The organism is Wolbachia endosymbiont (group B) of Ablattaria laevigata, from assembly GCF_964277395.1.
Taxonomy (GTDB): domain Bacteria; phylum Pseudomonadota; class Alphaproteobacteria; order Rickettsiales; family Anaplasmataceae; genus Wolbachia.
Window position 1 is genome coordinate 805766 of the sequence record NZ_OZ195519.1, and the last position, 24293, is coordinate 830058.

Here is a 24293-nt window from a genome sequence, read left to right on the forward strand (position 1 = left end):
AAAGCTAATCAACGTGTTGCCACTTGTCAATATTTTTTGTTTGCGCTTTTTTGTCTTTTTTATTACTATGTAAATAACTTAATTTCACACATGGCTTATGCAAGTAGTCCCGTTAGGGTTATGCCATGGAGGATAAACTATTTGGAGGAGTAAATATGACAAATTTGCCTAAAGTCACTATACGTGATTTAGCTGAATCTGGTGTGCATTTTGGCCATAAAGTTAGTCGCTGGAATGCGAAAATGGCCCCATATATATATGGTATACATCAAGAGAATCGTATACACATAATAGACTTACGAAAAACATTACCATTGTTAGAGGCGGCGATGAAAGCTTTATACGATGTTGCATCTCAAGATGGTCGCATTTTATTTGTTGGTACAAAATTTCAAGCTTTAGATATTGTTGCAAGTGAAGCAGTTCGTTGTGGTCAGTATTATGTAAATGATCGATGGCTTGGTGGTATGCTGACTAATTGGAACACTGTTTCTTCTTCGATAAAAACTTTGATACAATATGAGAAAATATCCAATGATGAAGATAGCATCTTAACAAAAAAAGAATTAGGAAACATTGAAAAGAAAAGAAAAAAGCTTGATAAAGAATTGGGTGGAATTAGAGAAATGGGAGCAGTTCCTGATATTTTATTTATTATTGATACTAACAAAGAGCATATAGCGGTTAAAGAGGCCAAAAAACTGGGTATTCCTGTAGTTGGAGTACTTGATACCAATTCTGACCCAGATGGTATTGCCTATCCTATACCAGGAAATGATGATTCAAGAAAATCAATAGAGCTCTATTGTAAATTAGTTGCTGATTCTATATTAGCTGGAATAGAGTCTAGTTTGACAAGGTCTAGAGTTAAGGATGATGAGCTTATTCAAGAAAAAGAAGAGGATATTGTGCAAACTAAAAAGAAGCGTATTAAGGTTGAAACAGAAAGGGAGGTAATAGTAAGTAAATGAAGATGGATTCAAGTAGTATAAGGGAATTACGCGATAGAACAGGGCTTGGCTTAAGCGATTGTAAGAAAGCGTTAGAAGAGTGTGATGGTGATATTAAGAAAGCCGTTGATAGGTTACGTACAATAGGATTTGCTAAAGCTGACAAAAAGTCTGATAGAGTAGCTTCGGATGGGCTTATTGCTATGTGCTTGGCTAAAAATTATGGTGTATTGGTTAAAGTCAATTGTGAAACTGATTTTGTTGCTAGAAATGAGAAGTTCATAGCATTAGTTTCAAATTTAGCATCAATTGCTTGTCAAGAACGTTGTACTAGTCTTGATGAGTTAAAAAATGCCAAATATGAAGATGTTGGTACAGTGCAGGAAGCTATTATGAGTGGTACATCGGTTCTTGGTGAGAAGTTAGAGTTAAGCAATCTTTGCTACCTAGAGACTAAAGATGGGATTATTTCTGGATACGTACATGGTGATATGCCTGGCTTAGGTAAGATTGGTGCTTTAGTAGCATTGCAGTCATCTGGTGATAAAAAAGAGATTGGAAAGCAAATAGCTATGCATGTAGTTGCTATGAAACCTGAAGCTTTATCTATAAATGATTTAGATCAAGAAAAATTAAAAAATGAGCGTTCTATAATCGAGGAGCAAGTAAAGAGCTTAAATAAACCTGAAGAGGTAGCGAAAAAAATAGTAGATGGACGAATGGCTAAATACTATGAAGAAGTTGTTCTGCTAGAGCAGAAGTTTATAAAAGATGATAAAATGAAGATTGCTGATTTTATAGAATCAAGTGCTGTTAAATTAGCTAATTATAAGTTACTTACTTTGGATGGTGCAAATAAGTAACAAAACTTCAGAAGTAAAGTACCCCAGAGTGTTATTCAAAATCTCTGGGGAGGCTTTGATGGGATCAAAGCTATTTGGCCATGATATGGAAGTTATAGATAAACTATCCAAAGACATAGTTGAAGTTTGTAATCTCGGAGTTCAAGTTTGTATTGTTGTTGGTGGTGGGAATATTTTTCGTGGTGCATCAGCATCTTTAAGTGGCTGTGAAAGAGCAAGCAGTGATTATATTGGAATGCTTGGTACTGTCATTAATGCTTTAATTTTGCAAAATTTTTTAGAAAAAAGCTCTATAGTCTCTAGGGTGTTGTCTGCTATACCCATGACTACTATATGTGAGCCTTATATAAGAAGGAAGGCTATTCATCATTTAGAGAAAGGTAGAGTGGTCATTTTTGCAGCAGGCACAGGTAACCCATTTTTTACTACAGATACAGCTGCAGCTTTACGTGCTGTTGAAATGAATTGTGATGTTATTTTAAAAGGTACTCAAGTAAGTGGTGTATATTCTGCCGATCCAAAAAAAAATGAGAATGCTGTGATGTATGATAGGCTTTCTTATACAGATCTGCTAACTCGTGATTTAAAAGTTATGGATGCATCAGCAATTTCACTTGCTCGTGAGAATTCTATCCCAATTGTAGTTTTTTCTTTAAAAAGAGAAAAAATGGTTGATATTATTAAGGGTCAAGGCACTTATACTATAGTTTCAGATTGTAAACATTAGGTAATTTATGTTAAACGAAATAAAAGCTAAAACAAAAGAAAGAATGCTAAAAACTATTCAGTCTTTTCACGATGATATGAAAGGTGTACGTACTGGTAGAGCTAACGCATCATTACTTGATGGTATAGTTGTAAATATCTATGGTGGACATCAAAAACTGAACCAAGTTGCAGGCGTTTCAGCTATAGATAACAAAACTCTATCAGTTAAAGTTTGGGATGCTACTGTTATCGGTGAAGTAAAAAATGCGATAATCAATGCTAACCTGAATTTAAATCCTGTTGTTGAAGGAAATATTATACGTATAGTTCTTCCAGACTTAACACAAGAAACTCGTGAAAAATTAGTGAAATTATTGCATCAATTTTCTGAAAATGCACGAGTTGCAATTAGAAATATACGCAGAGATGTTATGGAAGAAATAGAGGAAATGAAGAAAAATAAGGAAATCTCAGAAGATGATTTTCATGTTGCCAAAAAGGAAATACAAAACATTACTGATGATAATGTAAAAAAAGTCGATGATGACTTATCTATTAAAGAAAAGGATATATTGCATCATTAAGTTAATATGAAAGAATTTTTCAGTATTGAAAAACATAAGAGGATTCGATATAGATACAGTTGTATGAATGCTGTGATTCAGATCTCATCATTACGCACACATTTGATCGTTATACCTTTTGAAATCTAGAAAAAAAGCTTTTCAGTTTGATTTTTTATTACGATAATTAAGTTTACACTCTTGAGCGAAAACGATGCTGAAACGCCTTTTCCTTATTTTTGCATTTGTATTACTCATCCCACTGTCAAATGTTGATGCCAGAAGATATATCAGAATTGTTGGATCTTCAACTGTTTTTCCTTTTATCTCATTTATATCTGAAGAATTCAGCCGTATATTTTCCTTTAAAACTCCAGTTGTAGAATCGATAGGAAGTGGATCAGGGTTCAAAATGTTTTGTTCAGGAATAGGGGAAGGCACACCAGATATCACTACTTCATCTCGCCCTATGAAGGAAGTAGAGAGAGAATTATGTAAAAGAAATAAAGTGAATGAAGTAATAGAGATCATAATTGGCTATGATGGAATTGTTATTGCAAATTCAAATCAAAGCCATAGATTTGATTTTACAAAAAATGACCTGTTTGAAACTTTATCTTCATATTCTGAAGACAATGATAGATTAGTAAAGAATAACAAGAAATTTTGGTCTGATGTAAATCAAGCTCTACCAAAAACAGAAATTAAAATCTATGGCCCACATCAAAATACAGGTACACATGAAACTTTAATTAATTTTATTATGCTTGATCAATATTCATGTATGAACTCAAGGATTTTCAAAGAGAATTATCAAGACCAAGAAAAAAGAAAGAAAGCATGTAGTAATATCAGAGATGATGGAAGATATATAGAAGTTGGAATTAATGAAAACATAATAATACAAAAATTGAAGAGCAATAAAAATGCTTTAGGAATATTTAGCTTCAGCTTTTTAGCGAAAAACCAAGATGAGATTCAAGGAAGCACAATCGCAGGAATTGAGCCAACTTATAAAAATATATCATCGGGGGAGTATATGTTAGCAAGGCCTTTATATCTTTATATAAAGAAAGAACACTTAGATACTGTTGATGGATTAAGGGAATTCATTAGAGAAGTTATAGACTCTATTAGTACTGAAGGTGGATATTTATCTAGGCTTGGCTTAATTCCACTTTCAAGCGAAAATATGAAAAAAGTCTTGGAAAAGGTTCGTGATATAATATGATGACTTTGATATTTTTTTATTGGAAGTGTTAAATAAACCATACGCGTCAAGTTAAGGAAATATCGTGAAATATAGCAACATTTGAGATGGGCATTTTATTTGTTACATTTATTTTTTTAGGGAGTTCTTATCTAGAAGAAGATGATTTTTTCAGAAGAACCTATAAATTAATAACTTTATTACTTAATATATAAAATAGTTTTTTTTCGTTTCCTTTCTTCCTTATACCACTTTTCCTTAACTTGACGCGTATGGTTTATTTAACACTCCCTTCCTTTCTGGATTACAGCGTCACGCGCTGGAATGACACCTATTTGTTTTAGTAGTTCCTTTCCTGTCATTCAAGTAGCCTTTTCTTGTCATTCCAGTGCCCAGACACTGGTGCTCACAAGCAAACTAATCATAGGAGGTATTATAATAAAAACAACGTTTTCAATGAAACTACATAAAGCAAGTGTCACGAACCGGAATGACACCTATTATTGTTTTTACTTTATATCTTTATTTGTCTATCTTATTTTGCCATTCTGTTGAACGAATACAGGAAAATAAACTGTAATATCTAACTTTGATGCAAAAAATATAACACGTAAAAGTTACTGAATCACTTTAGCCATATATAGAATTATTTTGTTAAATATTCTCTACTCCCAGGTTTCATTATAGGTAATTGTTTTAATTCACTTGGCAGTTCTTCCTCGCTATAGTTTTTGATATTTAGTTCAATCAAAGATATTACAGGAAAGGGCAGTTTTGTTTCACTATTTCTCTTGATCAAAGAAGCTCCAGCAACAACTTTACCTCCCTTCTCTTCTGCACATTTTACTGCTTCAAGTGAAGATTTACCTGTGGTAATCACATCTTCAATTAGTAAGATTTTCTCACCTTGTTTAATCTCAAATCCACGGCGTAATTCAAATTTACCATTAACACGTTCGCAAAATATTGTTCGGATTCCAAGCTGTCTACCAATCTCATAACCCACGATTATTCCACCAATCGCAGGAGATAGTATTAAATCTATGGGTTCAATAAGCTCTTTTCTTATTTTATTCGCCAATAGCTCACAAACGTTCATTGCTCTGCTTGGATTTTCAAAAATTTTAGCGCATTGTATGTAAGTGTTGCTGTGCAGCCCTGACGAGAGTACAAAATGTCCGTGCAAAATCGCACCAGCCTCTTCAAATTCTTTTATTATTGTATTATCTAATATCATTCTTGAGTTTGAAATTCTTTATTAATTATCTGCGTTATACAGATATCAGACCACACATTTATTGCAGTTTCAAACATATCAATGATTGTATAAATAGGCAAAATCAATCCCATAATGTACAAAGGAACATTCATTGATACCAAATAACTAGTTGCCATAAAATAGCACCCCATCGGCACTCCAGCGTTACCAATTGCAGCTCCTGTAGCTAAAAAAATCCATATGAACATCTCACTTAAGGAAAATGTGTGCCCATTCATCTCTGCAACAAACATCACTGTGATTAAAATAAATGCAGCACACGCATTCATATTGACTGTTGTGCATATTGGTAGAATAAAAGATGACAATTTCTTTGGTACCTTTAGCTGATTTTGCACACATTCTATAGTTGTAGGCAGCGTTGCACTAGATGATTTAGAAAAAAACGCAAGTGTAAGTGCTGGCATAACACCTTTCATCGTTTGAATTGGTGATATACCTTTATACCACATGAGTAGTGGCAAAATCACAAATGCTTGCACGAAATTTGCAGACATTATGCAAGCAAAATACCAAAAAAGACTATGGAATTCGCTGCCACCTTTTAACTCGTATAAAAAACATGTGATAAAAGACCATACAGCAAGAGGAATAAACTTTAATAACCCTTGAGCAATTCTAAGAAGTGTATCAAATAGTGCAGAAAATATTTGGTGTAATATATCTTGTTTTTCTTTTGAGAGCGAAATAATAGCTCCACCCATCAAAAAAGCAATCAATATGCTGCCAATAACATTATTTTCAAGAAAAACTTGCACAAAATTCGAAGGAATGAGTGATTTTAAGTATGAAAAGTAATTGTGGTTGCTGTCACTCACACTTTCTATTGTGTTACTTATGAAATTTTTTCTTACTGGATCTATGAATAAATAGAAAGATAGCGCAACAAATGCAGCTATAATGGTTGTAAGCAGCGTATAAAACAGCGTCTTCTTAAGTAATACTTTAATTTCAATTGAGTCTTTAAGCCCTGAAATTGTGGACACTATAGATAGAAAAACTAAAGGTAAGCTAATCAATTTCAACAGACTGATGAATATATCGCTAAATAGCTTTGCTATTTCAAATATTACTTCATTGTTTAAATAGTAAGCAATTACCGCAAACAGTATAGAAAAGAGTATTGCAAGTTTGCGCATTGAAAATAAAACCTCAAAATAACATTATATAACAATTTTTGGAATTAGGTTAATATAACTTTACAGATGAAGGAAAAATGAGTAACATTTCATTATTAATTAAATATACATAGAAGAAGGTATGGGTCCAGAAATTAAAAAGCGTTTAAAGTCTTATGGGGTAGCAGCTATAATAGGAACACTTATAGGCTTTAGTTTAAACTTTGCAGCTTTATCACCTTTAATCATAGGCGGAATTATTTCTTTTGTTTCTACATACTCATTTCTCATTTTAATTACTTCCAGAGAAGATAGTCTTAAGCATTATGAAAAAACAAGCCAAACAAAGCTAATAGCTTATTTTTTATGTACCTTAGCTACCACTGCCGCAGTAGGGATTGGTCTTGGTGCAGCTATAGGTACTATTTTTCCTGCTGTAATGTTAAATATAGAATCAGCAGCTTTGATGAGTGCAACAATAGGAGTTATTGCACCATTTGTAAGTCTTTTTGGATTAGGTTTATTAGCATTGACGGCTAAAAAAATAAATGAATGTATTCTAGAACCTACAGTCGAAAAAGTAAAAGAATGCTTTTCTTCGAAGGAAGCATAAATTGTCCTCGCAAATAGTGTACCTTGGACTTAAATTGAAGTGTACTCAATTGAAATAGGTCATATTAGAGAAGGTTAGAAGTTACCTACCCAAAACCCTTATCTCCCACTCAAGTTCAATGTTAAATTTATCTTTTACTGCATCTTTTACTCTGTTGCCAAGGTTTTCTAAGTCAAGTGCAGTTGCATTATTGTAATTGAGTAGAAAATTACAATGTTTCTTAGAAATTTTAGCTACACCATTATCTAATCCTCGGCAGCCAGATTCATCAATCAGTTTCCATGCCTTGCAGCCTATTGGATTTTTGAATATACAACCAGCAGTTTTTCCTCTTACTGGTTGGCTTTTATTTTTTTTATCAATAACTTCTTTCAATCTTTGAAATATAAGCTCATACTCTGAACTTACTCCTTTAAATTCAGCTTCAATAAAAATCCACCTGCCTTTTAGACTATGTCCACGATAAAAATATCCCATTTCTTCGCTGGAGAATTCATATAAATTTCCATCTTCTAGATTCACTGCCCTTATAAATTTTACAACACTCGCAATATCACTACCATATGCACCTGCATTCATCTCTACCCCACCGCCAACTGTTCCTGGAATTCCAGCAAGAAACTCAAGCCCACTAATTTGCTGTTCCCCTGCAAAGTAGGCAAGGTTACTAAGCAGTGCAGCACCACCTGCAACTATGGAGCTATTATCTTTACATTTAATATACGCAAATTCCTTACCTAATTTCACCGTTATTCCTCGAATGCCACTATCTCGAATTATTATGTTGGATGTTGCACCGATAACGCTAATTGGTAACTCCGCATCTTTTATCAAGCACATTAGATCTTCAATGTCATGTGGCTTAAATAGTACATCAGCTTGGCCACCAACATTTAACCAAGTCATTTTAGACATTGAAACATTATAACGGTAGATTCCACATACTTTAGGTAAGCTTATAAGCATTTTGATTTTAACTCTAATCCTGCATCCATACCCATTTTTTCTGCATCTTCTACAAACGAAGTGCGTTCAGTAAAGTATATAACTCTCTCGCCCGCTAACATACAATAAAGATGTAGCATGTTTTCACTCACATATTCTGCTAAAGCTGCAAGCGGTGTAAAGCATGAACCATTTACTGTCTTCATGAAACTGCGCTCTGATTTTGCCCTTATAAAAGACATATTATTATTAATTTTCTCTAAAAGATCGATAACTTTTATATCATTCTTTCGGCATTGAATGCAAATTGCCCCCTGCCCTACTGCGCTTAACATGACTTTTGGTGGCAATACCTCTGTAATTAAGTGATATTTTTTTAATCTTATCAGCCCTGCTTCAGCTAAAATCATTCCATCAAAATTCTGATTTTGCAGTCTAGTTGTCACATTTCCACGCAGTGGCACTACATTTAAGTCTGGCCTGAGATTTAACAGCTGAACTTTTCTTCTTATTGAAGAAGTTGCAATTGTAGCCTGCTGTGGCAAAGTTTTTAGGCTCTTATATTTATGAGAAATAAATACATCACATGGACTTAGCCTCTCTAAAACACAAGGAATTGTTAAGTCCTTCGAGAAAAACGCAGGTACATCTTTTAGCGAATGAACCGCCATATCTATATTATTTTTGAGTAATTCAGCCTCAATCTCCCTGAGGAACAGTCCTTTACCTCCTATTTCAGCAAGGGTTACATTAGCATATTTATCACCAGAAGTTTTGATTTTAATGATCTCAACGGATAGATTAGGAAAAGACTCTAATAATCTTTGTTTTGCTTCCAAAGCTTGGATGATCGCAAGGTCGCTTCCTCTCGTACCTATTTTAACTAACATATATCCTTCATATTATATGTCTATATTCTATGTCCATTTTTTATTATCTCCAGTTTAGTTATTGAATACTTTATAATTAGTGCATAGTATCACGAACATTTAGTAATCGACGAGTATGTATGTTTGATATTTTAAAAGATTCTAATGGCAGATTTAATAAAAAGAATATTTTACCTCTTGTAGGTGCCACTGTCGCTATTATTCTAACAGCATTAAGTGCAGTAGTAGCAATTCCCAGATTTTCCTCTCATCCTTCTCTATCTAGTCCTCTCGGTTGGAAAGATCCAAGTTATAGTGAATTTCTTGCTATTCACATACCAGCTACCATAGTTACTTTCTCAATACTTGGTTTATGCATTTACCTTCCGATTGATAGCATTAGAAAAAATAAACAAATAGAGAATCTTAAAGCTACCTCTGAACCTCATTCATGGATTTATAATGATATTTTAGAAAAACAAACGCAGACCATCAATTATAGATCAGGGCTTTAGGCGGTCCTAATCTTTTAGGTGCTTGTGATTAGCAACTATTCGGTCTACAATGCACTAATATAGTTTAAATTTATGCCAAACAAGATAATAGTTAAATCTCTTTCAGTGTTACTAATTTTTTTGCTGTCCTTATATATAATACTGCCAAATTTTATTGATAATAAGTTCTTTACCTCAAAAAAGAGAATAAATTTAGGGCTTGACCTGAAAGGTGGATCATCTCTGCTTCTAAATGTAGACTTAGATTTTTACTTCAAAGAGAAACTAAGCATGCTAACCGATGAAATAAAAGAAGGTCTGTTAACACAAAAGATTGAATTTAGCGCAAAAAACGATAAACAAGTGGTTGTAACTTTAAATAATATTGATGATTACAAAAAAGTTTCAACGTTAATACATAAAATAAACCCAAATTTAGAATTGAGTAGAAAAAATACTGCAATTTTCATTTCATATAAACCGCATTATAAGAATTCATTAATCAATGAAGTAGTTTCAGAGTCAATAGTTAATGTTCAAAGACGCTTAGATAAGCTTGGTACTAAGGAAGTAAGTGTGCAAAAACAAGGACAAAATAAGATATTAGTCCAAGTTCCTGGAGTAGAAGACACTCAGCAGATAAAATCTCTGCTTGGCAAAACAGCCAAGCTGGCCTTCCATTTGGCAAACACCAATGTAGCTAAAATGCAAGATATCGATCATGACACTACGATTATGCTCAAGGATTCTTTGGGTAATTCCTACCCGATATTCCGCAAAACTGAAATAGGCGGTGATTCATTAGTTAACGCATCAGTTAGATTTGGCAATTTAGGTAAACCAACAGTACATTTCAAATTCGACAGCATAGCAAGTAAAAAATTTGCAAAAATTACTAAAGAAAATGTAGGAAAGCCTTTTGCAATTGTTTTAGATAACACAGTCTTAACTGTACCAACAATACGTGAACCTATTCTAAATGGAGAGGGAGAAATTAGCGGTAATTTCACTGAAAAACAAGCGAGTGAACTTGCAATACTTTTAAAATCAGGTGCACTACCTGCACCACTTAAAATAATTGAAGAAAAAAACATTGGTCCAAGCCTTGGAGAAGAGTCAATAAAAGCAGGAGAAATTGCAGCAATAATCTCTATCATAGCCGTTGGTTTATCTATAATCATTACTTACGGCAAATTAGGCTTATTAGCGTCTGTTGCACTCGTTTTTAATGTAATCTCTATACTACTCATTCTTACCTTACTTGAAGCAACTCTTACTCTCCCTGGAATTGCTGGAATTGCGCTAACTGTTGGCATGTCAGTGGATGCAAATGTTTTAATATTTGAACGCATCCGCGAAGAAATAAGAGCAGGAAAAAGAACAGCTCGTGCCATTGAAGAAGGATTTAAAAACGCAATAAAAACAATTCTTGACTCAAACCTCACTACACTGATTGCTGCAGGAATAATGTTCATTATTGGTAGCGGAGCAATTAGAGGGTTTTCTGTCACTTTATCGATAGGAATCCTGTGCTCGATGTTTTCTGCAATTATAGTCACAAAACTTCTGATAGAATTGTGCATCAACCCACAAAAGCTAGTACTTTAGTATCTGTTCAGCAGAGTGACAAAATAAGATAGACGAGAAAAGACAACTAAATGGTTGTCATGAAAGTAGCTATCCAGTCTTTTCGTCGTCAAAAACGTTGTAACATGCTCACCAATTTAGTGAGCATAAAACCAATATATTTGTGGAGGAAAAGGAAAAAAGAAACAGAAACCATCTTCAGGCTATCACAAAGGATATGGCCATAAGATTAAAGATATGGATAGATTTATCAAATTTCTGAATGGAAATCAGGATATTAGAATTGAACAGATATTATTACTAAAAATTAAACATCAAACCAACTTCAATATTATGAGTGGATATATCGTCTGCAATAGGTGTTGGAATATTAAAGTAACGATAGCCGAGAAAGGTTTTAACTTCTGGAATTACTGAGTAATCAACACCAAGCTTTATTTGATAAACAAGCCAAGGAACATTCAGTGGCATTAAATTTTTAGATGATTTATCAATCCTTTTTAATCTAAAAACTGTTGATCCTATACCAAGACCAATATACGGAGCAAATTGAGTATTTTGAACATTAGGGTTATAGTAAAAATTTAATAAGAATGCAGATACACTTGCTGATTTATCAAATACCGGAGGAGAGTTACTATCTTCAATATTGACTTTAGAATACATGGTCTCAAAATCAACTCGGCCATTTTCTCCAGTATAGTAACCTACAGATATGCTGCTAAGCCACTGAAAATCAATTTTACCGTTAAATTTTTTTATGTTTTTAATTTCATCTCCTAAGAATAGGTCTAAAAGAAAACCACCATAACGGCCCTCAGCTAAAGCAAGAATTCTTTTTCCTATTACACGTATACCCTCCACAAATACTTCTGAGCTATCAGAATATATCTTACCACCATTAGCACTAACATAGAAATCAAGTTTTTTTGATTTTTCCTTTGTAGGTTCAGCTTGATCTGCAATACTTGGCCACATATTTTTCTGATTAGCTACTTGGAAAACAGAAGGTGAACTACTTTCAAGTTCTTGACATTTTATTGGCACTTCTTTTTCAGTAACTTCTTCAGAATGTATCACACTTTCATTATTGTCCGTTTCTAATTTTAAGGGCTGCACTTGCTCAATGTGTGTATTGTTACTGATATAAGTAATAAAAAAATAGACACACGGAATGAAGATGAAAAATAAAGCAATAGATATTCTAATTATCATAAATGAATTATCACTTATAGTATAACTACTATATCATATATTCCTTTAATGTACAAAAATTAAGAAATAATATTTCCAATTAAACAATTATTTTCTATTCCTTTAACATGAGCTTTCACAATACTTTTAGCTTGAACTCTTGATGTAAGTTTTATTAATGCAAAATTTTCTGTTCTACCAATATTATTCTGCTCAACCAAAACGCTTTGCTCAGTGCCGAGCAAAGACTGATAAAAACTGCTCATCATTTCTTTATTTATTTCTCTTAGATGCTTTACTCGTTCTTTACGTACATTCTCTGGTATTTGTGGCATCCGTGCAGCAGGTGTGTTTTTCCGCTCTGAATATGGAAAAGCATGTAGATAAACTACATTTATTTTTTTCAGTAAATCAACTGTATCCTGAAACATTTCATCAGTTTCTGTTGGAAATCCAGCAATAATATCAGCGCCAAATGCTATATTAGGTCTTAAGCTCTTCATTTTATGATAAAATTCTATCACTTGTTCTCTATTGTGACGACGTTTCATTCTCTTTAGTATTAAATTATTACCAGACTGTAGACTCAAGTGTAAGTGAGGCATAAGTCTTGACTCATTAGCTATTAAATCCATTAGTTCATCATCAACTTCAGCAACATCAATAGAGGAAAGTCTTAGTCTCTTTAACTGTGGTATATCCTTTAAAACTCTTCTAATCATTGAACTGAGTGATTGCTTACCAAACAAATCTGTACCAAAGTCAGTAATATCAACACCTGTAAACACCACTTCTTGATACCCATTTTCTATAAAAATCTTAATTTGCTCTATAATATTGTTTACTGGCACAGATCGATTATTTCCTCTTGCCTCAGTAATTGAGCAAAATGTACAACTATGATTACAACCATTTTGAATTTCAATAAATGCCCTTGATTTATCTTCAAATCCATTAATGAGAATAGGTTCTACTTGGTTATCACTGACTAAGATTTCATCATTATTTAGTAGATAATTTTCAGCTCTTAGCTTGTCTTGATTACCTAGCACTTTACTTACACCAGGAATATCACTATATGATTTAGGATCTAATTGAACGGCACAGCCAACTACGATAATTTCTTTACTTGGGTCGTTTTTATAGATCTTACGTATTTTTTGCTTCACTTGGCGTTCTGCTTCGTTTGTCACTGCACAGCTATGCACTACAACAACATTTTCTCTCTTTGCTTTTTTTAATGCTTCTTTGATTAACTCACTCTCGTAGAAATTTAGACGACAACCAAATGTTATTACTTCATTCATGCTTTTGCTTTAATAGATCTAAATTATATCAAATATCCAAGCAAAATGACTATTTTTTTGGTAGATATTATAATTTAAGCATAACCTCTAGAGTTGAAAATCACAGGAAGAATTTGTAGATATACAGTAAGATCATTTAGCATTAAAAAAAGCTTAAGGCCAATGATGTTAACCTCAAGCGAATATAAACCAAAAAACATTTTGCTAAACCTTGAAGCTCTACCATGCAAATTCATCTATATCATTTGGTACATAAGTGTCAGAATAAGCTTCATCCAAACTTTCTGCTTTCCATGGAAGCCATGAAGAAGGTTTTATCTTCTCTAAAACTTTACCTGGTATTGATGTTATCTCTTGCTTCACGTCTTCTTTTAATTTTTCTATTTGTAACCGAGCAAAATCTTCCACGCGAACCATGAGTTTATCTGTTAGCTCTTTTATCATGTCTTGATTTTGTTCTGCAACTTTCTTTGTAATAGGTACGACAATTTTACTTATAATCTCCGTTCCTAATGGAACAACGATTTGCTTTGCAACCTGATCACTAACAGGTTTAATAAGGTAATCTGCTATACTCTTTGCTGTATCTCCAGTCAGATTTGTTACTTTTTTTAAACTATCACCAATAATACCATAGTTTTTTTGGTACATCATATCTTCATCAGCAACTTCATATCTTCCTAAATCATCATACATTCCCATTTGTTGGTGAGACAATCCATTTGCATCAGATACATATCCGTATTTATTAAGTGAATTGGAATTAGACCGCATAACATTCTCCTAATTATTTATATATGCCTATTTTAGTATGAAACAACTAACAAAACATTAACTTTTAAGAACTCTTCTCAATTAATACATCAATAAAGGTAAGACCATATAATTTTCTCCTTTCTTGATACTATTCTCCTCCGAACTTAGTTCACACAGTTATTCAGACACTTCTGAATTTACCACCCCCAATTCCACTGCTTTTTTATATTTTGACTAGGTCTTCTCCTACAATTAGATAATCAGTACTCTTATCTGAAATGTACCATATAACTACACCAAGCTACAAATATGACACAAGAGTTTAGATTATTTTAGTTATTCTCTTGTATAAGATACTCTTTATATCAAAAAGAGGACCATATGAGTGAAGCAACTTTTTCTGAAAAAAATCAGCTTTCTAGAGAAGACATAGCAGAGTTAACAGAACTTATGTGTCTTGAACGAAGTGAAGTAAGTGAAAGTGGAACAGGGCTATTAGAACTTATAGCTGAACAGGAGCAAATACTTGAGGATTTAGGAATAGAATCAAAAGAGCTTTTATGTTCTCAGCATACAGGAATGTATGATAACCTTAGTCAGCCCTATTCTACGGATCTCGAGGTTTTATAGCAGATATATAGATTATCATTATTATTGATACCTACTCAAGAGTTGCTATGGCAAACAGAGAAAACTGCAATTACTGCCGCTAATCTTTTTAATATATCTTTCTTTGATGGTGCTATTATCGCGCATTTTGACTGATATGGGCTATGATAAACCAGAAAATCACAGCTATATTTAGGAATTGAGACAAGGCCTCATTTAGGTAAATATTGCTATGCAGACTTTTCTTGATAGCAAGCATATTGCTTTTTAGAAAAATATTAGTAGCATCAAACATAGAGATTGATATTAGTTTTTCTGTCAGATTAAGTTGCGTCTAGTACAACTGACTATGCAAATAAGCTTTGAGATATTTTAATTGTTAGTTTTAGAGTGTATTTTCGTGTTCATTGCTATGAATGGGCAGAGCTACCTCTTCGAGGTAGCTCATCGGATCACCTAAATCATGCTCTATTTCTACTTCAAACTTGAACCCTAACTTCTCGCAGAATTTGTAGAAATATTCTTTAATAATATCAAATAAACTTCTGCCATCAATTTTGTAATCTCTCAATTTTCGAGGTACAGTAAGTGACAATTTGCCATCTTGATATACTACATCATCTTTCCCATCTTGATACTGAAGTATGAATTTGATTGAACTTTGTATAGTAGCTATAGCTGCATCTTTTGAGTTTTCATATTCCTTTGTCTTGTTAGAGTCTAATACAGATATAGACATTTTAGATTCAATTTTTGTATAACTTGATTCAGTGCAATTAATATTTATTGTTTTCTTGAGAACCCCAGTTACGAGGTTGTGGCTTGCCAACGCAGGTGTATCAACATGAAAAGATAAATTACCATCATAACCAAGTTGGTTACAACTGGTGATTAACTCTTCCAAAATAGGATCACTTGGAACTTTTGCTGCAGCATATTTGAACATTTCCCTGAAAACTTCTTTTGCAATTAGGCGATAATTATTGTTTTTATCTCCTTTTTTTGGTAATAGATGAGTGTACCCTTTACCTAGATTGTAAAACCTTTCAAACTCCTCTTTATATTGGTCGGTTTTTTTATTGCCAGGTATCTCTTGCTTTTTATAATGTCTATCCCAAACTTCATCAAAATTATGTTGATCTACTCCATCTATCAATGCACCAATTAAAATTTCGTCTAGACTTTTGCTGTTAATAACAAACCTCATTCTTCGAAAATCGTCATACATCTGTTTTCCAGTAGTTGCTAACTTGTTGTTTTTGTCAGCTCTTAACTTGCTAAAATCAAACTTTTCTGCCTGAGCTTTTAGTGTAACGACTGGATTTTCATTTTTTTCCTGTGTAGAGTTGTTCATTGTTAATACTTTGATATGAATTGCTTATAGTATAATAATACATAAAAATAGTTAATATGTCAATAATATACTTAACATAGACAGTCATAATAGGGTGACAGGATTTTAGTAAGGCTCTATTATGAATAAACGGTTTTACACAGTATGAATGTTGATGAGCAGTCAAGTGTGCTGACTTTTCTAAATAGTAAAATTGAGAATATACCAAGGTTTCATTCCGCAATATTGCCTAAACTTTGCGGCGGAGACAGAGTAATGGACTTGCTGTTTTATAGGCCGCTCAGTTATGTGGATAGAAGTAAATCACTACCTGATGCTCAAGTGGGAGAATTTACAACTTTTATGGCAAAAGTGTATGAGCACCAGCGCCCCACTGTTAGAGGTAGGCCATATAAAATAATCGTTGAAAGTGAAAGTCAGTATTTATTTATAGTTTTTTTTAATTACTCAGTTAAATATTTGTATAAATTATTTCCAGTTGGAACAGATATAGTAATCAGTGGTAAACTTGAAAAGTTTGCCGAACATTGGCAAATTACTCACCCAGATTATATGTTATCTGATATCAATCAATTTAAAGAAATAGCCTGCATAGAGCCAATTTACCAATTATGTCGCGGTATTACTAACAAGAGCATTAGAAACATAATAAGTTCTAATCTAAAAGATTTGCCTGATTTGCCAGAGTGGATAGATGAAACATTAATCAAGCAAAAGAAATGGCTGAATTGGAAAGAAAGCATCATAAGATTGCACAGACCGAGCTCACTCGCAGAAGCAGAAGTTTGCAGAGAAAGACTTGCTTATGATGAGCTATTTGCGTACCAGTTGGCACTAAAGCTTGCAAGGGAAAATCATGTAAAAAAAGAGGGAAAAGAATTTATAATATTGAGTAAATACAAAGAGCAGGTCTTAAATGAATTACCGTTCCAATTAACAAATGATCAAATTCGAGCGATAGATGAAATCTCAGAAAGACAAAAATCCAGATACCGCATGGTAAGTCTGCTGCAAGGTGACGTTGGGAGTGGCAAAACTGTAGTTGCACTCTTTGCGATGCTGAATGTGGTAGAAAATAACATGCAAGTAGCTCTAATGGCACCAACTACTATCTTGGCTGAGCAACATTATAATTGGATCGAAGAAGCTCTATCTTGTACTGATATAAAAGTTGCTTTGCTTACCGGTAAAACTGCGCGCAAGGAAAGAAAGATTATTATGAACGAACTTGCAAGTGGTATTTTAAATATAGTAATTGGTACTCATGCATTATTTCAAGCCAACGTTACATTTAAAAATTTAGGACTCGCAGTCATAGACGAACAACAGCGATTTGGAGTGATACAGAGGAATCGGTTGGTAGGAAAAGGAGAAAATACCGATATACTTTTTGTTACTGCAACTCCCATTCCAAGAACCTTGCAGCAAGCTATGTATGGTGATGTTGAATGTTCTATTTTAAGGGAAAAACCAAAATCTAGATTGCCAATAAAAACCGTTATTATGAACGTTAAAAAAGTATCAGATATTATTCAAAGACTGAAAGATGCTATAAATAGAGGCGAAAAAGCATATTGGATTTGTCCATATATAGAAGAAAACGAAGAACTCAATATTGCCGCAGCAGAAATGCGCTTTCAGGAACTACAAAAGACATTTTTTGATAGAGTTGGAATAATACACGGAAAACTAACTCAAGAGCAGAAAGATCAAGTGATGTTTTCCTTCAAGAGGAATGAATTTTCTCTGCTTGTTGCAACTACTGTGATAGAAGTTGGCATAGATGTACCAGATGCAACTATTATGATTATAGAGAATGCAGAGCAGTTCGGGTTATCGCAATTACATCAGTTAAGAGGTAGAGTAGGACGAGGAAATAAACCGTCTTTTTGTGTACTGTTATATGACAATCTCAGTAAAAGTTCGTATTCAAAGTTAAAGATTATGTGTGAGTCACAAGATGGATTTTATATTGCTGAAAAGGATATGATGCTGAGGGGTAGCGGAGATATTCTAGGCACAAAACAATCAGGGTGCATGGAGTTTAAATTTGCTGATTTATATGAGGACAGAGAATTGCTCAACCTTGCATATAATAGTGCAAAAGGTACAATAGCTAATTTTGAATTACTGCTTGATATATTTGAATATAGAAGTAGACTACATTTTTCAAAATTTCAGTAATCTTCCAAGCCATAACCTTCATGAGTAGAAATTCCTTGACAGACGGGAGTATTTAAAAAACCATACGCGTCAAGTTAAGGAAAAATAAGAGTGAAGAAGAAGTTTTTACCATAAGAATAAATTGTGCAGAGTTAATAGCAGGCCCTGTAAACAAAATGTTAGCAGGTCAAATTAATCAAGGGCAGGAAGTATAAAAATGGAAAAAAAGCGGTAACTTAGCCTAATGACAATAAATATATATATAGAAGGTACCGTTTTAAAGAGCACAAAAGGAATACACAGTAAAAGCGAGAAGAAGTTGAGAATATGTATGGAAGCAGTGTGGAGAAGTGGCTGCCAATGATCAAAAATTTACCACAATTACAGAAGTATACACAAGAGGTTTAAAAGGTGATGCAAAAAGGGAATTTTGGCAAAATGACTTAAGTATGCACAACAAGATCCAGATTTGCATAATTGATGATCAGATGTCATTCATGCTCAGCCTATATATAGAAAAAATTCTCAAGCTCAAGAGGGCTTAGGGTGGAACTAAAATTCATGGACTTGTTGACGCACGTAATTAATTTCTTTTTTTTAAGTTAATTAATGTTAACAAGCCACGTCTGCCTGTAATCATGTTAATACCAAAATATAATGTAAGAGAAGAAATGGGCAGTGCTATGCAACAATTTTTGTTTCTTTCTAACCATGCTTCCATATGAAAAACATATGACATAAAAAGGAAAACAAAAAGCTAAGAACCTTGACGCGCTTTACATCTTGGCTTTACCTTATTTATAATATAAACCTTACCACCCCTTTTCACAACTTTACAATTTTTATCTCTGTTACGATGAGATTTTAGTGACCCTTTAACTTTCATATCTACAGTAAGAATAGAATTACCTTACATTATGATCACTGACAGAGAGTTAGTCAATTGATAAATTTTTCACATTTTATTAAAATACTGTATAATTGTTGCTGATACTTCTTCGATTGACCTTTGCGTGACATCAATAATTGGCCAGTTATTTTGCTTAAAGAACTCCTCTGCTTCTTTAATTTCCTTTTCTACTTTTCTAGGGTCAGCATATATATTATTACCTTCATTATTAATTGAAGTCAGTCTATTTTTGCGTATTTCTATTAGCCTTCTTACGTCTATTGTTACTCCTATAGTCAGTTTATTTTTTAATTTTGCTAAGTCGACGTAAAAGGGTATCTCGCTAACAAAAGGAACATTTGCAACTTTATAGCCTCGGTAAGCTAAATACATACTGGTGGGAGATTTTGATGTGCGTGAAACTCCAACCAAAATTATATCGGCTTTATCAATATCTTGAATATTTTGTCCATCATCATGATTAATGGTATAGTTTATTGCCTCAATGCGCTGAAAATATTCGTTATTTATCTCAGCATATAAGTCAAGTTTTTCGTCTTTTTCAATTTCAAGATAGGATGAGATTTCCCTAATAATGTGTGATAATATCGCTCTGTAGGGAATTTTTAGCTTTATACAATTATTTTTTAGATATTTTCTTAGCTCATCATTAGTAATAGTGCATATAACAAAATTATGCTCATCACTTTTTCTATTAATTTCCTCTAAAATTTTGTCAATCTGCTCTTCTCCTTTTACGAAAGACCAAACATATTCGATCGTTTCTACAGAACGAAAGTGTTTCAGAGCTGATTTTGCAACTGATATAACAGTTTCACCACTTGAATCTGACACTAAGTGTAGGTTAAGCTTTTTAAGGGTCATCAACGTTATAATAAAAATAATAGCAAGCAATCTGCTACTGAAATTGTGCTAATTTATTATACTACGTAAATATAGAAAAACTATCTTGTTGATAAAACTCAAACTAATTGATAAATTCTTAACACAATTATTCTCAAAACGAATGTTTTTATTAAAGCCTACAAATTTCACTTCTTTTGCTAAAAAAGCTCTACCTTGGCTTGGGGTTATTTGTTTCGCATGTTTTTTAATTGGAATGTTCTTGGCATTATTCTTCTCCCCAGGAGATTATAAACAAGGAGAAATTGTACGAATTATGTATCTTCATGTGCCTTCTGCATGGCTTGCTCTTGGAATATACGGACTCATTGCATCACTCAGTTTCATTTCATTGGTGTGGAACAATAGCGTTGCTAGTGTTTTGGCACATGCTGCTGCTCCTGCAGGGACAGTCTTTTCGGCAATATGCTTAATCACAGGTAGCGTCTGGGGAAAAGGAACATGGGGTACTTGGTGGGTATGGGATGCAAGGCTTACTTCAATGCTGATTTTGTTTTTTCTGTATGTTGGTTATCTTTCATTGTGGAGCGCTTTTGATAATCAAGCAAGAGCAGAGAAATCATCAGCAGTATTTGCCATTTTTAGTGCTATAAATATTCCCATAGTAAAATTTTCTGTGAATTTATGGTCTACTCTTCATCAGCCAGCAAGTATTTTTAGAAAAGGTGGAGTAGCAATAGAAGGTTCTTTACTGCTGCCACTCATTGCAATGTTTATATTTTGTACCACACTTTTTTTAGTAGTGTGGATACTTAATGCCCTTCATTTAATTAATTTGCAGAAGATAAAGAGAGAAATCAGCATGCGATATTAGGTATGCAGTTCCAGAGTGTAATGTTGTGAACAGCGACGGAAATTAAAATGTAGAGCAATCATCAGCAGAGACTAAGTGGTATAAAAAATAGCTGAAGAATGTAAAAAGGAAGTGGTATAGATAAACCTGTTACCGATAGAGAAGGTGAAATTGATACGGGCGAACCTGTTACTGATGAAGGAGAGAATGAAAATGGAGAAATTACATCTCAAAAAGTAACCTCAGATTGTTCCAAGTATGAAAATTGTGGGCCATATTCTCATTTTTATAAAGTTGATAATAAGATAGGTTGTCAAGGTTTTAGTGCATCTGATTTACTAAAGGAATTATATCCTGAGATGTACAGTAATCCTAAGATTGCAAAATATATAGAAGAGGGAGCAAATGGTAATTATGGTGCAGTAAATTTTAAATTTGCCTTTACAGAGGATCTTAATTCAATATCCTGGCTTGGTAATATAGAATGTGAAAAATGTGTCGATGATCAAATAGAGTTAGCGTGTCAAGAAGAAGAGATTAAGAGTTTCTGTTACCCGAACGTTTACCGTAGTAATCCAGAATTCAACAAGAGCTTTTTTTCCAGAGGATCATGCCCTAATCTCTTTAGAGAGTCCAGTGAAACAAGTGTTGTAAAAGCAAAACAAGTTGCACCATTGATACTTGTTAATACCTTAGGACAAATGATAGATAAAGAGGGTAATAACACTAAAGTATACTATGATGCATTGAAGCGTTATCTAAATGATGATAGTAAAATCAAGGATTGTGGAGATAATCAAAAGTGTAAGGATTATATTCCAATTATGGAGAAAGTTGCATGGAATAGTGATAAGGAAGTACTATTAAAAACTGCTGTTAATAATACGCAAGAAGCAAATCCTTACTATTATGGAAATGAGGATAATTCTACTTCCGTTGAATTTGGTTCTATATAAGGCTGAATTTGTCTAATTTTTTCTACACTAGACACAATTTAGTCGTATCTGAACAAATACATAATCTATATAAAGAGGACGTAGGTACCATCTGTCCTTTTAAGGCATTTATGTCAATGATATGCGTAATCCATGATTTTAAACATGATGATCCTCCTAAGTAATACAAAAAAACTCAGAAAAATGTATATAGCTATGATAGAAGTTATCTATACATAAGTACAATATACTTTAACTAGAGATTATAAATTAATGAAGTTGAAAAGTCTGCAGACGAAGATAGATTTCGAGCTCTAGAATATCTTCACTATCAAAATAACAAAGCTGTCAAAATTTTTCAAGTAATTTTTATCGCAACTGTACAAACATTGCACAGGACAAATTTAAAATGCTGTAAAATGGTGTCTGTTCAGACGCATGTGAAACCAGTGCTTCTTTTCATCCCACTTTCATGCGGCTAAAACCCTTTTCATAATCTCCTATCTATCATTTCTTAAACCACTCCCCTGAACGGATACAATTAAATACATTTTTAACATTTTTATAGAAAACTATTAGTATAGATTTGTATGTTGCCCTCATGGCTATTTTAAAATGTTTAATACTCCTTTTCATTATTTCTTGTACACATCTACCTAACAAGCAACATTCTGTTAATATAGACAATTATAAGCACGATTATTCGTTGCAACAATATAATACTCCTTTGAAGAATAACGAACCAGCAATACCAGAAATGATACCTTTACCGGTAGAGTTTCCCGATCTTACAACCAGTAATCAGTTTCTTTCGATTAATGTTGATGAAAAAGTACCAGTAAAGGATTTACTGATTGAGATAGGAAAACTTTCTGACATTAACTTAGACATAGACCCCAAAATATCAGGTAATATTACTTTAAAACTAAAAGATAAGAACATAAACGAAGTAATTCAGAATATAGCCAACAGCGCCAAATTGCGTTACTCAATGAATAATGGTGTAATTAGAATTGAACAAGATTTGCCATATGCACAAAATTATTACGTAGACTTCATCAATATTCAACACTCTGCGCAAAGGAGTTTTATCATTGGTAACAATATTACCGACAGTGATGGTGATAGAAACTATATGAAATCTCAATATAGTAGTGATTTATGGAATTCATTAGAAAAAGGCTTAAATGCAATAATGGATGTTAACGGAGTAGATGATGGTGAGTTTCTTTCATCCAACAGAGAAGCTGGTGTCATTATTCTAAATGCTAGAAAAGATATTCACAAAGCTGTTGAAGAATATATTAATAAAGTTAAGAAATTGGCGTCTTCTCAAGTAATGATCGAGGCCAAAATAGTTGAAGTTTTATTAGACGATAAATACCTTTCTGGTATCAACTTAAATGATTTGCATAATGAAACCAAATCTATAACAAATCAAGGTAACTCTATTATTGACCTAGCAATTAACTCTAGTGTAAGTGATTTAGGAGATTTAGTAAAAATTTTAAATAAATTTGGCACTTCAACCGTAATTTCAAGCCCTAGAGTACATGCTATAAATAATCAGCAAGCAATGATTTCATTTACTAAAAACCATATCTATTTTACTTCCGATATACAGAAAGATACCGAAAACTCCAATCATGCCTTAATTACCAAGATGAATAGCACTCCAATAGGTGTGGTGTTAATAATCCACCCAAGCATTAACATTGATACTAATGAAATATTCATGGATATACATCCAACCTTATCAAGAATTAACGATTACACTAAAGACCCAAATATAGAATATGTCGCACAGCAGAATAAAATGAAATTAAATAGTGACATTCCAATTATTGAAACCAGAGAAATGCACTCTACGTTAAAAATTAAGAGCGGCGAAGTTATGGTAATTGGTGGGCTTATAGAGCATAGAAAAGATAACCAAAACTTATTGCATCAAAAGTCAAAAAAACTGGCTAAGACAGTAGAAACCGTCATCTTCCTGAAAGCAACAATCGTACCAACACTTGGTTTATTAGATATAAAAGATAGGAATTTATATATATATTAAACGTATCCGTTCAGGCAATGGCATCAACTTAAGGAAAGATGTTGGGGTTGCTATTATGATAAGAAGAGAGTATCAGAATGATAATTAAGACAGCTTAATCACAAATCT

At 33.2% G+C, this 24293-nt stretch carries 23 protein-coding genes; 13 read left to right on the plus strand and 10 right to left on the minus strand.

Annotation, left to right across the window (positions count from 1 at the left end; all coding sequences use genetic code 11):
- The first annotated feature begins 155 nt into the window (after positions 1–155).
- The 5 genes from rpsB to ACICP1_RS03795 all read left to right on the plus strand — a co-directional run bounded on the left by rpsB (position 156) and on the right by ACICP1_RS03795 (position 4315).
- Positions 156–971: a 30S ribosomal protein S2 gene (gene rpsB / locus ACICP1_RS03775; RefSeq protein ID WP_064085438.1), complete on the plus strand. Its 816-nt coding sequence runs from the start codon at positions 156–158 to the stop codon at positions 969–971.
- Positions 968–1813 (plus strand): translation elongation factor Ts, encoded by an 846-nt coding sequence (tsf, locus tag ACICP1_RS03780; protein ID WP_264375865.1) that lies wholly within the window; start codon positions 968–970, stop codon positions 1811–1813. Before rpsB ends, tsf begins: the two co-directional genes overlap by 4 nt.
- Positions 1797–2540, plus strand: coding sequence for a UMP kinase (pyrH, locus tag ACICP1_RS03785; protein ID WP_010407219.1), 744 nt, complete (start codon positions 1797–1799; stop codon positions 2538–2540). The genes tsf and pyrH overlap by 17 nt, the downstream gene beginning before the upstream one ends.
- 7 nt (positions 2541–2547) lie before the next feature.
- On the plus strand, positions 2548–3105 hold the full coding sequence (gene frr / locus ACICP1_RS03790) for a ribosome recycling factor (protein ID WP_395461105.1): 558 nt from the start codon (positions 2548–2550) through the stop codon (positions 3103–3105).
- Between the two features lie 193 nt (positions 3106–3298).
- Complete coding sequence (locus tag ACICP1_RS03795) at positions 3299–4315, plus strand: substrate-binding domain-containing protein (RefSeq protein WP_010407224.1); 1017 nt, start codon at positions 3299–3301, stop codon at positions 4313–4315.
- Between the two features lie 625 nt (positions 4316–4940).
- On the opposite strand, the gene pyrE is transcribed toward ACICP1_RS03795, so the two are convergent.
- Positions 4941–5531 carry an orotate phosphoribosyltransferase gene (gene pyrE / locus ACICP1_RS03800; RefSeq protein WP_010402118.1) on the minus strand — a complete coding sequence of 197 codons (591 nt, stop codon included), beginning with the start codon at positions 5529–5531 and terminating at the stop codon, positions 4941–4943.
- The gene (locus ACICP1_RS03805; RefSeq protein ID WP_010402120.1) at positions 5528–6712 is read right to left on the minus strand and encodes a dicarboxylate/amino acid:cation symporter; all 1185 of its coding nucleotides are present in this window, start codon (positions 6710–6712) and stop codon (positions 5528–5530) included. Before ACICP1_RS03805 ends, pyrE begins: the two co-directional genes overlap by 4 nt.
- A gap of 121 nt (positions 6713–6833) precedes the next feature.
- Here ACICP1_RS03805 and ACICP1_RS03810 point away from each other — a divergent pair, with 121 nt between their 5' ends.
- On the plus strand, positions 6834–7304 hold the full coding sequence (locus ACICP1_RS03810) for a hypothetical protein (protein ID WP_353281162.1): 471 nt from the start codon (positions 6834–6836) through the stop codon (positions 7302–7304).
- An 81-nt stretch (positions 7305–7385) separates the two neighbouring features.
- Here ACICP1_RS03810 and murB read toward each other — a convergent pair whose 3' ends face one another.
- Positions 7386–8270: a UDP-N-acetylmuramate dehydrogenase gene (murB, locus tag ACICP1_RS03815; protein ID WP_395461106.1), complete on the minus strand. Its 885-nt coding sequence runs from the start codon at positions 8268–8270 to the stop codon at positions 7386–7388.
- The gene (gene hemC / locus ACICP1_RS03820; protein WP_264683152.1) at positions 8261–9139 is read right to left on the minus strand and encodes a hydroxymethylbilane synthase; all 879 of its coding nucleotides are present in this window, start codon (positions 9137–9139) and stop codon (positions 8261–8263) included. The genes murB and hemC overlap by 10 nt, the downstream gene beginning before the upstream one ends.
- 119 nt (positions 9140–9258) lie before the next feature.
- Between hemC and ACICP1_RS03825 the strand changes: the two genes are divergently transcribed.
- Both ACICP1_RS03825 and secD read left to right on the plus strand, forming a co-directional pair.
- Positions 9259–9633, plus strand: a complete 375-nt coding sequence (locus tag ACICP1_RS03825; protein WP_010405308.1) for a hypothetical protein — start codon at positions 9259–9261, stop codon at positions 9631–9633.
- A gap of 72 nt (positions 9634–9705) precedes the next feature.
- Positions 9706–11220 carry a protein translocase subunit SecD gene (gene secD / locus ACICP1_RS03830; RefSeq protein ID WP_010405309.1) on the plus strand — a complete coding sequence of 505 codons (1515 nt, stop codon included), beginning with the start codon at positions 9706–9708 and terminating at the stop codon, positions 11218–11220.
- Between the two features lie 279 nt (positions 11221–11499).
- Here secD and ACICP1_RS03835 read toward each other — a convergent pair whose 3' ends face one another.
- From ACICP1_RS03835 to ACICP1_RS03845, 3 genes are all read right to left on the minus strand, one after another.
- Positions 11500–12414: an outer membrane protein gene (locus ACICP1_RS03835; RefSeq protein ID WP_395461107.1), complete on the minus strand. Its 915-nt coding sequence runs from the start codon at positions 12412–12414 to the stop codon at positions 11500–11502.
- A 59-nt stretch (positions 12415–12473) separates the two neighbouring features.
- A complete protein-coding gene (gene mtaB / locus ACICP1_RS03840) occupies positions 12474–13700 on the minus strand; it encodes a tRNA (N(6)-L-threonylcarbamoyladenosine(37)-C(2))-methylthiotransferase MtaB (RefSeq protein ID WP_010402133.1) in 1227 nt (408 codons plus the stop codon).
- A gap of 219 nt (positions 13701–13919) precedes the next feature.
- Entirely contained in the window at positions 13920–14474 is a 555-nt protein-coding gene (locus ACICP1_RS03845) for a hypothetical protein (RefSeq protein ID WP_007301922.1), read from the minus strand.
- Positions 14475–14837: 363 nt separating this feature from the next.
- Between ACICP1_RS03845 and ACICP1_RS03850 the strand changes: the two genes are divergently transcribed.
- The gene (locus tag ACICP1_RS03850) at positions 14838–15086 is read left to right on the plus strand and encodes a hypothetical protein (protein WP_395461108.1); all 249 of its coding nucleotides are present in this window, start codon (positions 14838–14840) and stop codon (positions 15084–15086) included.
- 364 nt (positions 15087–15450) lie between these two features.
- Here the strand turns inward: ACICP1_RS03850 and ACICP1_RS03855 are convergent, their stop codons facing one another.
- On the minus strand, positions 15451–16419 hold the full coding sequence (locus tag ACICP1_RS03855) for a hypothetical protein (RefSeq protein ID WP_395461109.1): 969 nt from the start codon (positions 16417–16419) through the stop codon (positions 15451–15453).
- Positions 16420–16563: 144 nt separating this feature from the next.
- On the opposite strand from ACICP1_RS03855, the gene recG reads away from it, so the two are divergent.
- Positions 16564–18603, plus strand: coding sequence for an ATP-dependent DNA helicase RecG (recG, locus tag ACICP1_RS03860; RefSeq protein ID WP_265042147.1), 2040 nt, complete (start codon positions 16564–16566; stop codon positions 18601–18603).
- Between the two features lie 736 nt (positions 18604–19339).
- On the opposite strand, the gene ykgO is transcribed toward recG, so the two are convergent.
- Both ykgO and ACICP1_RS03870 read right to left on the minus strand, forming a co-directional pair.
- Complete coding sequence (gene ykgO, locus ACICP1_RS03865; protein WP_006015378.1) at positions 19340–19468, minus strand: type B 50S ribosomal protein L36; 129 nt, start codon at positions 19466–19468, stop codon at positions 19340–19342.
- Between the two features lie 69 nt (positions 19469–19537).
- Positions 19538–20356, minus strand: coding sequence for a pyruvate, water dikinase regulatory protein (locus ACICP1_RS03870; RefSeq protein WP_395461110.1), 819 nt, complete (start codon positions 20354–20356; stop codon positions 19538–19540).
- Between the two features lie 142 nt (positions 20357–20498).
- Between ACICP1_RS03870 and ccmC the strand changes: the two genes are divergently transcribed.
- The 3 genes from ccmC to ACICP1_RS03885 all read left to right on the plus strand — a co-directional run bounded on the left by ccmC (position 20499) and on the right by ACICP1_RS03885 (position 24185).
- Positions 20499–21209, plus strand: a complete 711-nt coding sequence (gene ccmC, locus ACICP1_RS03875) for a heme ABC transporter permease CcmC (RefSeq protein WP_264377995.1) — start codon at positions 20499–20501, stop codon at positions 21207–21209.
- A gap of 338 nt (positions 21210–21547) precedes the next feature.
- Positions 21548–22144 (plus strand): hypothetical protein, encoded by a 597-nt coding sequence (locus ACICP1_RS03880; RefSeq protein ID WP_395461111.1) that lies wholly within the window; start codon positions 21548–21550, stop codon positions 22142–22144.
- A 580-nt stretch (positions 22145–22724) separates the two neighbouring features.
- Positions 22725–24185 (plus strand): secretion system protein, encoded by a 1461-nt coding sequence (locus ACICP1_RS03885; RefSeq protein WP_395461112.1) that lies wholly within the window; start codon positions 22725–22727, stop codon positions 24183–24185.
- Positions 24186–24293 lie beyond the last annotated feature (108 nt).